The 13,580-nt window shown below is 67.3% G+C and carries 12 protein-coding genes and 1 pseudogene; 5 read left to right on the forward strand and 8 right to left on the reverse strand.

The genetic code is table 11. From position 1 onward, the window contains the following. Positions 1-13 precede the first annotated feature (13 nt). On the forward strand, positions 14-991 hold the full coding sequence (locus Bsp3421_RS23315; RefSeq protein ID WP_274003822.1) for a sterol desaturase family protein: 978 nt from the start codon (positions 14-16) through the stop codon (positions 989-991). Between the two features lie 199 nt (positions 992-1,190). Here Bsp3421_RS23315 and Bsp3421_RS23320 read toward each other — a convergent pair whose 3' ends face one another. Beyond that, on the reverse strand, positions 1,191-1,583 hold the full coding sequence (locus Bsp3421_RS23320; protein ID WP_274003824.1) for a VOC family protein: 393 nt from the start codon (positions 1,581-1,583) through the stop codon (positions 1,191-1,193). A 907-nt stretch (positions 1,584-2,490) separates the two neighbouring features. Between Bsp3421_RS23320 and mutS the strand changes: the two genes are divergently transcribed. Both mutS and Bsp3421_RS23330 read left to right on the forward strand, forming a co-directional pair. Next, positions 2,491-5,190, forward strand: a complete 2,700-nt coding sequence (gene mutS / locus Bsp3421_RS23325) for a DNA mismatch repair protein MutS (protein WP_274003825.1) — start codon at positions 2,491-2,493, stop codon at positions 5,188-5,190. Continuing rightward, positions 5,177-6,421 carry a hypothetical protein gene (locus Bsp3421_RS23330; RefSeq protein WP_274003826.1) on the forward strand — a complete coding sequence of 415 codons (1,245 nt, stop codon included), beginning with the start codon at positions 5,177-5,179 and terminating at the stop codon, positions 6,419-6,421. The genes mutS and Bsp3421_RS23330 overlap by 14 nt, the downstream gene beginning before the upstream one ends. Here the strand turns inward: Bsp3421_RS23330 and Bsp3421_RS23335 are convergent. Further along, positions 6,401-6,946 (reverse strand): FKBP-type peptidyl-prolyl cis-trans isomerase, encoded by a 546-nt coding sequence (locus Bsp3421_RS23335; RefSeq protein WP_274003827.1) that lies wholly within the window; start codon positions 6,944-6,946, stop codon positions 6,401-6,403. The two genes, Bsp3421_RS23330 and Bsp3421_RS23335, sit on opposite strands and share 21 nt — an antisense overlap. 32 nt (positions 6,947-6,978) lie before the next feature. Between Bsp3421_RS23335 and Bsp3421_RS23340 the strand changes: the two genes are divergently transcribed. Next, complete coding sequence (locus Bsp3421_RS23340; RefSeq protein ID WP_274003828.1) at positions 6,979-8,202, forward strand: cupin domain-containing protein; 1,224 nt, start codon at positions 6,979-6,981, stop codon at positions 8,200-8,202. 55 nt (positions 8,203-8,257) lie between these two features. Continuing rightward, positions 8,258-8,504 (forward strand): annotated as a pseudogene (locus Bsp3421_RS34095) (hypothetical protein). Between the two features lie 17 nt (positions 8,505-8,521). Here the strand turns inward: Bsp3421_RS34095 and Bsp3421_RS23345 are convergent. From Bsp3421_RS23345 to Bsp3421_RS23370, 6 genes are all read right to left on the reverse strand, one after another. Then, positions 8,522-8,701, reverse strand: coding sequence for a hypothetical protein (locus Bsp3421_RS23345; RefSeq protein ID WP_252985495.1), 180 nt, complete (start codon positions 8,699-8,701; stop codon positions 8,522-8,524). Between the two features lie 75 nt (positions 8,702-8,776). After that, positions 8,777-9,553 (reverse strand): MBL fold metallo-hydrolase, encoded by a 777-nt coding sequence (locus tag Bsp3421_RS23350; protein WP_274003829.1) that lies wholly within the window; start codon positions 9,551-9,553, stop codon positions 8,777-8,779. 1 nt (position 9,554) lies between these two features. Continuing rightward, on the reverse strand, positions 9,555-10,691 hold the full coding sequence (bamC, locus tag Bsp3421_RS23355; protein ID WP_274003830.1) for an outer membrane protein assembly factor BamC: 1,137 nt from the start codon (positions 10,689-10,691) through the stop codon (positions 9,555-9,557). A 120-nt stretch (positions 10,692-10,811) separates the two neighbouring features. Further along, positions 10,812-11,717: a 4-hydroxy-tetrahydrodipicolinate synthase gene (dapA, locus tag Bsp3421_RS23360; protein WP_274003831.1), complete on the reverse strand. Its 906-nt coding sequence runs from the start codon at positions 11,715-11,717 to the stop codon at positions 10,812-10,814. A 43-nt stretch (positions 11,718-11,760) separates the two neighbouring features. Further along, positions 11,761-12,369, reverse strand: a complete 609-nt coding sequence (locus Bsp3421_RS23365) for a class I SAM-dependent methyltransferase (protein WP_274003832.1) — start codon at positions 12,367-12,369, stop codon at positions 11,761-11,763. 2 nt (positions 12,370-12,371) lie between these two features. After that, complete coding sequence (locus Bsp3421_RS23370) at positions 12,372-13,574, reverse strand: tryptophan--tRNA ligase (protein WP_252985484.1); 1,203 nt, start codon at positions 13,572-13,574, stop codon at positions 12,372-12,374. Positions 13,575-13,580 lie beyond the last annotated feature (6 nt).

Consider the following 13,580-nt stretch of genomic DNA (forward strand, 5'->3'; position numbering starts at 1 on the left):
CCGAGGTGTCGTCATGCACGCGTTCATTGAGTGGGCCAACCTGAACATGGCTCCCTATTTCGACTGGATGCAGATCGTGCTCATCGCCGGGCTGCCGGCGTTCGGGCTCAGCTTTCTGCTCGAATGGGTCTGGGTGCGCCGCCGCAGCGGCGCATGGCAGGCGGCCGAGCGCGGGCAACGGTTCTACTGGAAGGAGGTGCTGGCCAATCTCGCGCTGGGCCAGGTCTATTACCTCGCCGAATTCGCGGCCAATCTCGCGTTCCTCGCCACCTTCACGACCTTCATCTGGCAGCATCGGCTGCTGACAGTGCCGATCAACGCGTGGACGCTGCCGCTCATCTTCCTCGTCGAGGAACTCTGCTACTACGGGTATCACCGCAGCGCGCACCGGATCCGCTGGTTCTGGACGCAGCACGTCTCGCACCACAGCGGGGAGATCATGAACATGAGCACCGCCGCGCGACAGAGCGTGCTCAACGGCGTGATCGGCGTGTGGCTGTTCTTCATTCCGCCGGTGCTGCTGGGCGTGCACCCGGCCGTGATCGCGGCGATGCTCGGCCTGAACCTCGCGTTCCAGTGGTTCGTGCATACCGAGACCGTGCCGAAGCTGCATCCGGTGCTCGAATGGCTGCTCAATACGCCCTCGAACCACCGCGCGCACCACGGGCGCAATCCGCAGTACATCGATCGCAACTACGGCGGCGTGTTGATGATCTACGATCATCTGTTCGGCACTTACGTCGTCGAGCGCGAGAAGGTGGCGTACGGCATTCCGCGTCAGATCAAGAGCTACAGCTGGGTCGTGCTGAATCTGCATGAGTTCGTGGATATGTGGCGCGACGCGCTGGCGCCCGGGCCGCTGGCGCAGCGTTTGAAGCACTTCTGGATGCCGCCCGAGTGGGAGCGTCCGGGGCATGCGCCGATTCATACCTGGACGGTGGAACGCGAGGAGCGTGGGGCCGTGGAGGATCGCGAGGATCAGGTCGCGTGATCCGGCGCGTGGCGCGAAGGACGCCCGCCGAGATGTCGCCCGGAAACGAACCCGGCCTGCTTGCTACCCGCCTGCAAGCCCCTGCACTGCTCCGCAATCGTCGGACGTCGAGACGATATGCGCGCCGCTCGACAAGGTGCCCGGACCGAGGCGCGCACCTCGAAATCGCGGAGGCCGTCGGAGGGTTCAAAACGGCACGCTAAGCGGCCACGTTTGCCGTTTTGCTCGCCAGATTGGACGCAAAGCAGATCAGGTTGCCGTCGACATCGTTGACGATCAGGCTGCGCATTGCCCAAGGCTCGTCGCGCGGCGCTTGCCAAATCCGAGCGCCGGCCTTTTGCAGTGAATCGTGCAGGACGTTGACGTCAGAAACCTCGATGAACGCGCTCAGCAAGTCCTCGCCGGCAGCGCGATCGATGACAGGCCGGCACACGTGACGGATTGCCAGAATCGCCTCGTCACGCGCCACGTGAGCGTAGAAAGGGGGTTCGCCGAAGACGAACAATGGATGAAAGCCAAGTGGTCCCGTGTAATAGGCGAGCGCCGCCTGGAAGTCTTGGACGAAGAGGTTCGGAATGGCCTGTTTCAACATGGCTGTCTCCTTGGATGCTCATGCGCCGAATACTTCCATCATCCGCCAATGCGGCCTTCAGCCCGCGCGAATCATGGCGTCGCGTGGGTGCGTCGGCGCCGCGGGCAAGCGCCGACGAACAGCCATCCGAAGTGATGCCCGGAGTGGACTGGATGCCGCATCTGCGGATCGCGCTCACACGGCATCCACTCCGGGAGGCGCGCGCATTGATCCCGGCCGCCGCCGATAGACTACCCCGGGCATGTCGGAATGGCGAGCCGGGTCGAAATCCGGCTCACCGGGCGGGATGAGCGCCCCCGATACGAGCGTGTGAATTCAAGGTTCGACACACTTCACCTGCCCGCGCGGTGTTCAAGTTCGCCTCAATCGACAGCGCTGTCGTCGTCGGACGCGGCGCTCCATCGACCTAACTCTGCAGAAAAAACCACGCGCAGCGCGGCGGATGAGCACACGCGCCTTGACCGATCAGGCGCGCAGGCATCCGCATGCATTCGGCGCCCCTCTGCGCCACGCCATGCCGCCGACCCCGCGCCCTTGTTCACCCTACCTGCATTTGAACGCTGGCTGCCTGCACGCGATCGCCTGACGGCCGAACCACATGGCTCATCTGGCGCAGGGCATGCTCGAAAGCACGTAGACTGTCGTGACTAAACGCCTCAACCCGCCCTCCGGCCGCCCGGAGACACGCCGCCTCTGCCCGCCTGCAAGCCCCCCACGCCGCCGTCACGATCGTTAGCCGCACGGACGACCTCACCCCACCGTCTCCACCCATGTAAACTAGCGCCTGTTACCCAAGCCTTCCGCTCACCAGCGGATCCCCCCGCGCGCCGCCACGGCCTGCGCCCCGGGATCCCACGCACCGAATTCACAGTTGATGGAAAACACGCCCGTTAGTGCAGAACCGCAAATGGACCCGACCGCGCCCGCGCCGGGCTCCAACGACGCCCCCAACGCGGCGTCGCGCGCGCTGCGCGACCTGGAGAACCATACGCCGATGATGCAGCAGTATCTCCGCATCAAGGCCGATCATCCCGATACGCTCGTCTTCTACCGGATGGGCGACTTCTACGAACTGTTCTTCGAAGACGCGGAAAAAGCCTCCCGCCTGCTCGACCTGACGCTCACGCAGCGCGGCGCCTCGGCCGGCACGCCGATCAAGATGGCGGGCGTGCCGCACCACGCGGTCGAGCAATACCTCGCGAAGCTCGTCAAGTTCGGCGAGTCCGCCGCGATCTGCGAACAGATCGGCGATCCGGCCACCTCGAAGGGGCCGGTCGAACGCAAGGTCGTGCGCGTCGTCACGCCCGGCACGCTGACCGACGCCGCGCTGCTGTCCGACAAGACCGACGTCTTCCTGCTCGCGCTCAGCGTCGGCCACAACAAGCGCGGCGTGCCGTCCACCCTCGGCCTCGCCTGGCTCAATCTCGCGAGCGGCGCGCTGCGCCTCGCCGAGCTGCCGCCCGAGCAGCTCGGCGCGGCGCTCGAACGCATCCGCCCCGCGGAAGTGCTCGCCGCCGAGGCCGACGCGCAGGCGCTGCCGCCCGGCATCGGCGCGGTCCGGCGCGTGCCGGCCTGGCACTTCGACATCGCCTCGGGCACCCAGCGCCTGTGCGACCAGCTCGACGTCGCGAGCCTCGAAGGCTTCGGCGCGCATTCGCTGACGAGCGCCTGCGGCGCGGCCGGCGCGCTGCTGCTCTACGCGGCGGCCACGCAGGGCCAGCAATTGCGCCACGTGCGCAGCCTGAAAGTCGAGAACGAATCCGAGTACATCGGGCTCGATCCGGCCACGCGGCGCAATCTCGAACTCACGGAGACCCTGCGCGGCACCGAATCGCCCACGCTGTTCTCCCTGCTCGACGCCTGCTGCACCACGATGGGCAGCCGCCTGCTGCGCCACTGGCTCCATCACCCGCCGCGCGCGTCGGTCGCCGCGCAACACCGCCAGCAGGCGATCGGCGCGCTGCTCGACGCCCCCGCGCACGACGGCCTCGACGGCCTGCGCAGCGCGCTGCGGCAGATCGCCGACGTCGAACGCATCACCGGCCGGCTCGCGCTGCTGTCCGCGCGGCCGCGCGACCTGTCGAGCCTGCGCGACACCTTCGCCGCGCTGCCCACACTGCGCGCGCGCGTCGCGGCGATCGCGCCGAACGCCGCCGCGCTCGCCCGTCTCGAAGCGGCGCTCGAACCGCCCGCGGAGTGCCTGCACCTGCTGCAAAGCGCGATCGCCGAGGAGCCGGCCGCGATGGTGCGCGACGGCGGCGTGATCGCGCGCGGCTACGATGCCGACCTCGACGAGCTGCGCGACATCTCCGAAAACTGCGGCCAGTTCCTGATCGACCTCGAGACGCGCGAGCGCACCCGCACCGGCATCGGCAATCTGCGCGTCGAGTACAACAAGGTGCATGGCTTCTACATCGAGGTCACGCGCGGCCAGACCGACAAGGTGCCGGACGATTACCGACGCCGCCAGACGCTGAAGAACGCCGAGCGCTACATCACGCCCGAGCTGAAGACCTTCGAGGACAAGGCGCTGTCCGCGCAGGAACGCGCGCTGTCGCGCGAGCGCGCGCTGTACGACGCGGTGCTGCAGGCGCTGCTGCCGTTCATCGAATCGTGCCAGCGGGTCGCGGCCGCGCTGGCGGAACTCGACGTGCTCGGCGCGTTCGCCGAACGCGCGCGCGCGCTCGACTGGGTCGCGCCGGCCTTCTCCGACGAGATCGGCATCGAGATCGAGCAAGGCCGCCATCCGGTCGTCGAGGCGCAGGTCGAGCAGTTCATCGCGAACGACTGCCGCCTGAACCCGGAGCGCAAGCTGCTGCTGATCACCGGCCCGAACATGGGCGGTAAGTCCACCTTCATGCGCCAGACCGCGCTGATCGCGCTGATGGCCTATGTCGGCAGCTACGTGCCGGCCCGCGCCGCGCGCTTCGGCCCGATCGACCGCATCTTCACGCGGATCGGCGCAGCCGACGATCTCGCGGGCGGCCGCTCGACCTTCATGGTCGAGATGACCGAGGCCGCCGCGATCCTCAACGACGCGACCCCGCACAGCCTCGTGCTGATGGACGAGATCGGCCGCGGCACGTCGACCTTCGACGGCCTCGCGCTCGCCTGGGCGATCGCGCGCCACCTGTTGTCGCACAACGCGTGCTACACGCTGTTCGCCACCCACTACTTCGAGCTGACCCAGTTGCCGTCGGAATTCCCGCATGCCGCGAACGTGCACCTGTCGGCCGTCGAGCACGGCCACGGCATCGTATTCCTGCACGCGGTCAACGATGGCCCGGCGAACCAGAGCTACGGCCTGCAGGTCGCGCAATTGGCGGGCGTGCCCACGCCCGTGATCCGCGCGGCGCGCAAGCACCTGGCCTACCTCGAACAGCAGTCCGCGGGCCACGCCACACCGCAACTCGACCTGTTCACCGCGCCCGCCGTGTTCGAGGACGCGGACGACACGCCCACGCCATCCTGCGACGCGCCCGCGCATCCGGCGCTCACCCGCCTGCTCGCGCTCGATCCCGACGATCTGAAGCCGCGCGACGCACTCGATCTGCTGTACGAGCTGCACGCGCTGGCCCGCGCGGATGGAGCGGATGCGCAACGTTGAGCATCCCGCGCGGCGGCGCGGCGCCTCCTGGCGCCCGCCGTTGCTCGCGCTCGCGCTGTCCGCCATGCTGACCGGCCCGGCGGCTGCCGCGCCGGAGGCGCGCGGCAGCGCCTATGCGTTCGCGGTGCTGACGAGCGTGTTCGACACGCCCACCGACGAAGCGCCCGCGCAACGCCTGCTGGACGCGATCGGGCGCGACCGCTCGGTGTCGTTCATCGTCTACGACGGCAACCTGAAGGGTGCGCGCGAAGCCTGCCGCGATGCGCTGTACGAGCAGCGTCTCGCGCTCTTCAACGCATCGCGCATCCCGCTCGTGTTCGTGCCCGGGCAGGCCGACTGGGCCGCGTGCGGCGCAGCGGCGCTGGGCGGCTACGATCCGGTCGAGCGGCTCGATTTCCTGCGCCAGGATCTGTTCTCCGATCCCGCCACGCTCGGCCAGACCCCGCTGCCGCTGACGCGCGAGAGCGAAGTGCCCCGCTTCCGGCCGTACCGCGAGAATGTCCGCTGGGTGCAGGGCGATACGGTGTACGTCGGCCTCAACGCACCCGCGCCGAACAACCGCTATCTGATCGCGGGCGGACGCAACGGCGAATTCGAGGACCGGGTGATCGCCAACGGGTTCTGGATCGACCACGCGGCCGAATACGCGAAGCGCCGCGACGCGCGCGCGCTCGTGATCTTCATGGAAGGGGATCCGCAGTTCGAGCGCTACGAGCGCGCGGACCGCTTTGCCTGGCTGCGCTTCAACCGGCCGCGCAACCGCGACGGTTTCCGTGAGTTGAAGCGAGCGCTGGTGAAGGCCGCGGCGACTTTCCGCCGGCCGGTGCTGATCGTGCATGCAAGCGGCGAGCCGCTCGCCGACGGGTTCCGGATCGATCGTCCGTTGCGTGACGACAAGGGGGAACTGGTGACGAACCTGACGCGTATCGCGGTGGCGTCGCACCAACGTCTCACGCAGTGGTTGCGGATCGACGTCAATCCCGGGCGCCAACCGATGTTCAGCGTCGGCGTGCGGGCCGTGCCGAAGTCGCTGCCTCAACCGCCCGCGCTGCCCGCCGCACCGCGCGACGAGACGCCGTTGCCGCCGATGCCGGAAATCCCCGCGCTGCCGGATCTGCCCGATCCGGGCGCGAGCGACGCCATGCCGCCCGCGCATGAACATCCCGACTACCGCGCGCCCGAACCGCAGTCGGGCGCGACGGCGCCGGGCTCAATGCAAGGTACGCCCTGAGTCGCGATCGTTCGACTCGTCGTCTTCATCCTCGTCGACGATCTCGAGGCCTTCCGCGCCATGCGCGTGCTCGTGTTCGATCTCATCCTCGGTCGCTTCGCGCACGTCCTTGACCGTCAACGCGAAACGCAGCGCCATGCCGGCGAGCGGATGGTTGCCGTCGAGCACGACCTTGTCTTCCGCGACGTCCGTCACCGTGTAGATCAGCGAATCCACTTCCTCGTCGCCGTCTTCCGGCGTGCCTTCGAACTGCATGCCGACTTCGAGCGGCTCCGGGAAACGCTCGCGCGGCTCGATCTTCACCAGTTCCGGATCGTAATCGCCGAAGGCATCCTGCGGTTCGAGCTGGATCTGCGTCTCGAAGCCCGGCTCATGCCCGTCGAGCTGTTCCTCGATCTTGGGGAACGTGCCATCATAGCCGCCGTGCAGATACACCATCGGCTCGTCACTTTCCTCGATAAGGTTGCCCTGTGCGTCCGACAGCTTGTACGTGACCGAGACCACAGTGTTTTTTGCGATTTTCATCCAATTCTCCCAATTACAAATCTCATTATACGATGCCCAAACGGTCCCAAGTCGAACCGTCCGGCCGTGCGCGCGCAAGTGTCGGCGCACCGCGGCCCGACGCGCCGACGCCGCTGCTCGGCGGCCTGACGCCCGCGCAATTCATGCGCCGATACTGGCAGAAAAAGCCCTTGCTCATCCGTCAGGCAATACCCGACGTCACGGCGCCGCTGTCGCGCGACGCGTTGTTCGAACTGGCCGGCGACTACGATGCGGAAGCGCGCCTCATCACGCACTTTCGCAACCGCTGGCAACTCGAGCACGGCCCGTTCGAGGCCGAGCAGTTGCCGAGCGTCACGCGCCGCGCGTGGACGCTGCTGATCCAGGGGCTCGACCTGCACGACGACAATGCGCGCGCGCTGCTCGAACGCTTCCGCTTCATCCCCGACGCGCGCCTCGACGACCTGATGATCTCGTACGCCACGGACGGCGGCGGCGTCGGGCCGCACTTCGACTCGTACGACGTGTTCCTGCTGCAGGTTCACGGCAAGCGCCGCTGGCGCATCGGCGCGCAAACCGACCTGTCGCTGCAGACGGGCGTGCCGCTCAAGATCCTCGAACACTTCGAACCGACCGACGAATGGGTGCTGGAACCGGGCGACATGTTGTACCTGCCGCCCCACATCGCCCATGACGGCCTCGCCGAGGGCGAATGCATGACCTGCTCGATCGGCTTCCGCGCGCCGTCCGCGGGCGAGCTGGGCGCGCAGTTCCTCTATCATCTGGCGGAGCGCGGCGGCGTGCGCACGGGCGCGCGCGCCGACGCGGCGTACCGCGATCCGGGCCAGCCGGCCGTGGACACGCCCGCGCAACTGCCGCCCGCGATGGTCGAGCGCGTGACGGCCATGCTCTCCAGCATCAAATGGAGCGATCGCGACATTGGTGAATTCCTCGGTTGTTATCTGAGCGAACCCAAACCGAACGTCGTTTTCGAGCCCCCCGCCCGCGTGCTCGGCGAGGCCGCCTTCGCGGCCCGGGCGGCCCGCGAAGGCTTACGACTCGACAGAAGGACCGCGTTGTTGTATAACGCGCGCTCGTACTTCATCAACGGCGAGGAAAACCCGCTTCAAACGGCCTCAAAATGGCTGCCGGAGGTGGCCAATACTCGCCAGATGGGGGCGAAACGCTTTGTAACACTATCTGGCGACCCTGCAATGACAGCCTTGCTGCACGAATGGTATCGTGCGGGCTGGATACGGGTCGGCAAGCTGGAGTAAAGTTGCTGATTCGTCAGCCCATGCAAAGCGGAATTTGTATGGGAAAGACAACGTATTGACCCCGGATTTGTCGACGGTCGATAGGAAAGTGCATATAATTTCCGCCCAAGCCGTAGGGAAGATTCACGCTCTTGAAAGTGCATCTCCACCAGCGGCCCAGGTCGGTGTTGGAGCACATTACCGGTATTGTTTCGCGCTGTTGCTTACCTTTAACCATAAAAGGACGTGATCATGAAGAAATCCCTCCTCGTAGCTTCCCTGTTGGCTGCTGTTGCACTGGCTGCGTGCAACAAGAGCGCTGATCAAGCTGCTTCGGCTGCTAGCGACGCTTCGGCTGCTGCTGCTTCGGCTGCTTCGACGGCTGCTGCTGCAGCGACGGACGCTGCTTCGAGCGTGTCGGCTGCTGCAAGCGATGCAGCTGCTGCAGTGGCGTCGGCTGCTTCGGCAGCGACGGCCGCTCCGGCTTCGGGCGCAAGCCAGTAAGTCGCAGGGTCAGCATCAGCTGAAAAAAACCGGCCTTCGGGCCGGTTTTTTTATGGGCGCGAAAAACGCGCCACGCATCGCCACTGAAAGCCTAACGCAAGCAGAGCCAATCAAATCCGTCGCTCTGCGACGCCACCCGCACGTCGTCGGGCTGCCCGCCCAGCGCCCCCGCGAGCCCCGCCTGCGCCAGCTCCGGCAGGTTGTTCTGCTGACTCAGGTGAGCGGCGACCACATGCTGCAGGCGCGTGCGATCGAGCGACGCGAGAATCTCCGCCGCCGCCTCGTTGCTCAGGTGGCCGTGATTGCCCCCGATCCGGGCCTTCAGCGAGGCCGGATAGCGGCTGCCCGCCAGCATGGCGACATCATGATTGGATTCGAGCACGAGGCCGTCGCAGCCGCCCAGCGTCGCGCAAATATGCGGCGTCGCCGTGCCGACGTCGGTCAGCACGCCAAGCCGATGCGCGCCGTCCGAAAACACGAACTGGAGCGGTTCACGCGCATCGTGGGGAACGGTGTAGGGATGCAGGCACAGATCGCCGAGCGGCGCCGCCTCGTCGCCCCACAACACGTGGAGATCGATGTCGGCCGCATCGGCGCCCACGGCGCGCGCGGTGCCCCAGCTCATGTAGAGCGGCAGCGCCGCGCGGCGCGCGAGCGTCAGCGCACTGCCGATGTGGTCGCTGTGTTCGTGAGTGATCAGGATCGCGTCGAGCTGGTCGACGCGCAGATCGAGGCGCGCAAGCCGGCGCTCGATCTCTTTCCCCGAAAAACCGCAGTCGAGCAGGACGCGCGTGGTCGTGACGCCGTCGGAGGCCTCGACGACCAGCGCGTTCCCTTCGCTGCCGCTTCCCAGGCTCGCGAAGCGCACCTCAGTTCAACTGCGCGTGCAGCAGCGAGATGATGCGCTGCGCATCGGAGGAGTTGTCGACCTGGCCGTTCGCGTCGACCACCGCGATCTGCGTCTTCGCATCGCCCTGCGGACGCACGTTGACGAGGAACTCCTTGCCCGGCTTCGCGGCCGTCGGGCCGCCGTAGAACAGCTTGCCGAACAGGCCGTCGCGCTTCAGCTCTTCCATCGAGTTGGCGTAGCGCACGTAGTAGATGCCCTTTTCGCGATCGCGATTGTCGACCGTGAAGTTGGTGCGGTCGAGCGCGAGGCCGACGCGCAGCCAGGCGCGATCGAACGACTCCGACAGGTCGAGGGTCGCGCCGGAATCCACCACCGTCGCGGGCGCCGTCGCCGGACGCGCTTCCGTCAGCAGTTGCTTCGCCTGCGCGTCGGTCAGCCCGAACTTCTCCATCAGCTTCGCGAGGAACACGGCTTCCAGCACCGGATTGCGCGGACGCTCCTCCCAACGCGACGAGGTGCCGCCCTGCGGCCCCGTCATCATTTCCTCCATCGCGCTGTGCGTGATCGAGATGTCGGTGTTGCCGTCCGCGGTGCGCGTGACGAGCGTGCGGAAGCGGTCGCGCGTGCCCGACGAGTAGACGAAATCGATCACGCGGCCGATCGAGCGGCGGAACCAGTCATCCGGAATGTTCGCGCGGTTTTCCGCCCAGTCGGTCGCCATGATGCCGGTGGCGGGCGCATCGGTCTTCAGCGAGAAGCCGTTGTCCTGCCAGAATTCCTTGAGCTGCGGCCACAGCTGCTCCGGCGTGCGGCCGTCGACCACGAGCCAGCGATGGTCGCCGTCGCGCTCGACGTGCATGCCGTACGGATCGCGCGCGCTCGGCTGCCCTTCCGTCGCGTTGCCGGCCGGCGTCACCTGGCGCGTCGGCGCCGAGCCGAGGCCCGAATTGGTCGGCGGCGCGACATACGCGGGCGTGAGCGGCACCGCGCTCAGATCCTGCGGCACCGCGAGCGGCGGCGCCGCGCCGGTCGACTTGTAGTTGACCCGGTCGGGCGCGAGATAGTCGTTCAGCGTGTCACAGCCGGCGAGCGCGCCCAGCGCGAACGCGACGATCGCAACCTGGAGGGCGCGCGGGGAAAAGGCGAAATGTTTCATGAAGTCCTTCGTCTTGCTAGAACGCATGTCATGGGCGACGCCGGGCTGGTATGCCGGGTCAGTGTCGAAAAAAGCGGTGCAATACCAATGCGGCCGCCCGATGGGGCGGCCGCGTCCGGCTCAACTCGGGATGCCGGCTTCGCGTAACGCGCCGCGCACGGCGTCGTGGCAGCGTTCGTCGAGCGGCGTCAGCGGCAGGCGGATACCGCCCTCGATCCGACCCATCTGCTGCAGGGCCCATTTCACCGGAATCGGATTCGCCTCGATGAACAGGTGCTTGTGCAGCGACAGCAGTTTCATGTGGATCTCGCGCGCCGTCGCGACATCGCCCGCCAGCGCGGCACGGCACAGCGCGCTCATCGCGCGCGGCGCGACGTTCGCCGTCACCGAGATATTGCCGTGGCCGCCCAGCAGCATCAGCGCGATCGCGGTCGGATCGTCGCCGCTGTAGATCGCGAAATGCGCGGGCGCGCCCTTGATCAGTTGCACGGCGCGATCGATGTTGCCGGTCGCCTCCTTCACGCCGACGATGCCCGGCACCTCGGCGAGACGCAGGATCGTCTCGTTCGACATGTCCGCGACCGTGCGGCCCGGCACGTTGTACAGGATCACCGGCAGGTCGACCGCCTCGGCGATCGTGCGGAAATGGCGGTACATGCCTTCCTGGGTGGGCTTGTTGTAGTACGGCACCACCTGAAGCGTCGCGTCGGCGCCGACCGCCTTCGCCTGCTTCGACAGCTCGATCGCTTCCGCCGTCGAATTGCCGCCCGCGCCCGCGATGATCGGGATCCGTTTCGCCGCGTGCTCGACCGCGGTCTGGATCGTCTGGATATGTTCGTCAACCGAAACCGTCGCCGACTCCCCGCTCGTGCCGACCACGACGAGGGCATCCGTCCCCTCTTCGATATGCCAGTCGATCAGTTTGCGGAACGCCGGCAGATCGAGGCTGCCGTCTTCGTGCATCGGGGTGACGATCGCGGGGATGCTGCCGCGGATTTGAATGCCGTCTTGAGTGCCGTTAGCCATGAAGCGCGATGAATTTGAACCAGTAAACGTCGATTGTAGCGGATTAGACAGCCAGTCCGTAACGCGGAAATCCCGCCCCTGCCTGCAAAGCCTGTTCGCGCACCGCGCAGATGCGCTGCACGAAGGCTGCACGCGGCGCCGCCACGAAGCCGTCCTCGAACGCGATCACGCGCAGCGTGCCGCGCACCGCGTCCAGCAATTCGCCGGGCGCGAGCAGGAATGCGGGGTTGGACGGCTTGCCCAGCGTTTGGTTGCCGTGTGCGAAGGTTTCGTACAACAAGGCCCCGCCCGGCGCGAGTGCGTCGATCAGACGCGGCAGCAGCGGACGGTGCAGGTAGTTCGTGACCACCACGGCAGCGAAGCGCGCATCGGCCGCAAGCGGCCACGGCGCCCCCTCCAGGTCGGCCGCGCGCGCGTCGACCCCCGGCAGCGCCGCGAGCGACGCCAGCGCCGCCGGATCGCGCTCGAGCGCGCAGACCGGATGACCGCGCCCGGCGAACCAGCCCGCGTGCCGGCCGTGTCCGGCGGCGACGTCGAGCACCGCGCCGCCCGACGGCACGAGCGCCGCCCAGCGGCGCACCCACTCGGAGGGTGCGGGCGGCGCGCCGCCCGACGGAGCGCCGCCCGCCATCGTCACGGATGCCGCCTGCATGCTCAGTTGTACGAGAGGCCCATGGCCTCGCGCACGTCGCGCATCGTCTCGGTCGCGTGCTTGCGCGCCTTGTCGCAGCCGTCCGCGACGATCGCGCGCAGCAGCGACGGATCGTCCATGTATTTCTGCGCGCGCTCGAGCATCGGCTGCTGCTCGCGCAGGATGCCTTCGATCACCGGCTGCTTGCAGTCGAGGCAGCCGATGCCCGCCGTGCGGCAGCCGTTCTGCACCCACTCGTGGGTGGTCGCGTCGGTGTAGACCTGATGCAGCTGCCACACCGGGCACTTGTCCGGGTCGCCCGGATCGGTGCGGCGCACGCGCGCGGGATCGGTCGGCATCGTGCGGACCTTCTTGCTGATCGTCTCCGCGTCCTCGCGCAGCCCGATCGTGTTGCCGTACGACTTCGACATCTTCTGGCCGTCGAGGCCGGGCATGCGCGACGCCGCGGTCAGCAGCGCCTGCGGCTCGACGAGGATGATCTTGCGCGCGCCTTCGAGATAGCCGAACAGGCGCTCGCGATCGCTCATCGACAGGCTCTGCGACTCCTGCAGCATCGCGCGCGCCTGCTCGAGCGCCTCGTCGTCGCCCTCCTGCTGGTAGGCGTTGCGCAGCTCGTGATACAGCTTCGCGCGCTTGCCGCCGAGCTTCTTCGCGGCCTCGAGCGCCTTCTCCTCGAAGCCCGGCTCGCGGCCGTAGAGGTAGTTGAAGCGGCGCGCGATCTCGCGCGTCATCTCGACGTGCGGCACCTGGTCCTCGCCGACCGGCACGAGCGAACCGCGGTACAGCAGGATGTCGGCCGCCATCAGCACCGGATAACCCAGGAAGCCGTAGGTGGACAGATCCTTGTCCTTGAGCTTCTCCATCTGCTCCTTGTAGGTCGGCACCCGTTCGAGCCAGCCGAGCGGCGTGCTCATGCCGAGCAGCAGCGCCAGCTCGGCGTGCTCCGGCACCTTGCTCTGGATGAACAGCGTCGCCTGCGACGGATCGATCCCGGACGCGAGCCAGTCGATCAGCACGTCCCACACGTTCTTCTCGATCACCTCGGGCGTTTCGTAGTGCGTGGTCAGCGCATGCCAGTCGACCACGCAGAAGAAGCACGGATACTCGGACTGCAGTTTCACCCAGTTCTTCAGCACGCCGTGGTAATGGCCGAGGTGGAGCGACCCGGTGGGTCGCATGCCGGAAAAGATACGGTCTGGGAACATGATTGT

Origin of the sequence: Burkholderia sp. FERM BP-3421 (genome assembly GCF_028657905.1) — a bacterium.
Lineage (GTDB): Bacteria > Pseudomonadota > Gammaproteobacteria > Burkholderiales > Burkholderiaceae > Burkholderia.

Coding starts and splice junctions, on each gene's coding strand:
- Bsp3421_RS23315 (WP_274003822.1), top strand. CDS start 14: ATGCACGCGTTCATTGAGTGGGCCAACCTGAACATGGCTCCCTATTTC.
- Bsp3421_RS23320 (WP_274003824.1), bottom strand. CDS start 1,583: ATGTTGAAACAGGCCATTCCGAACCTCTTCGTCCAAGACTTCCAGGCG.
- mutS (WP_274003825.1), top strand. CDS start 2,491: ATGGACCCGACCGCGCCCGCGCCGGGCTCCAACGACGCCCCCAACGCG.
- Bsp3421_RS23330 (WP_274003826.1), top strand. CDS start 5,177: ATGCGCAACGTTGAGCATCCCGCGCGGCGGCGCGGCGCCTCCTGGCGC.
- Bsp3421_RS23335 (WP_274003827.1), bottom strand. CDS start 6,946: ATGAAAATCGCAAAAAACACTGTGGTCTCGGTCACGTACAAGCTGTCG.
- Bsp3421_RS23340 (WP_274003828.1), top strand. CDS start 6,979: ATGCCCAAACGGTCCCAAGTCGAACCGTCCGGCCGTGCGCGCGCAAGT.
- Bsp3421_RS23345 (WP_252985495.1), bottom strand. CDS start 8,701: ATGCTGACCCTGCGACTTACTGGCTTGCGCCCGAAGCCGGAGCGGCCG.
- bamC (WP_274003830.1), bottom strand. CDS start 10,691: ATGAAACATTTCGCCTTTTCCCCGCGCGCCCTCCAGGTTGCGATCGTC.
- dapA (WP_274003831.1), bottom strand. CDS start 11,717: ATGGCTAACGGCACTCAAGACGGCATTCAAATCCGCGGCAGCATCCCC.
- Bsp3421_RS23365 (WP_274003832.1), bottom strand. CDS start 12,369: ATGCAGGCGGCATCCGTGACGATGGCGGGCGGCGCTCCGTCGGGCGGC.
- Bsp3421_RS23370 (WP_252985484.1), bottom strand. CDS start 13,574: ATGTTCCCAGACCGTATCTTTTCCGGCATGCGACCCACCGGGTCGCTC.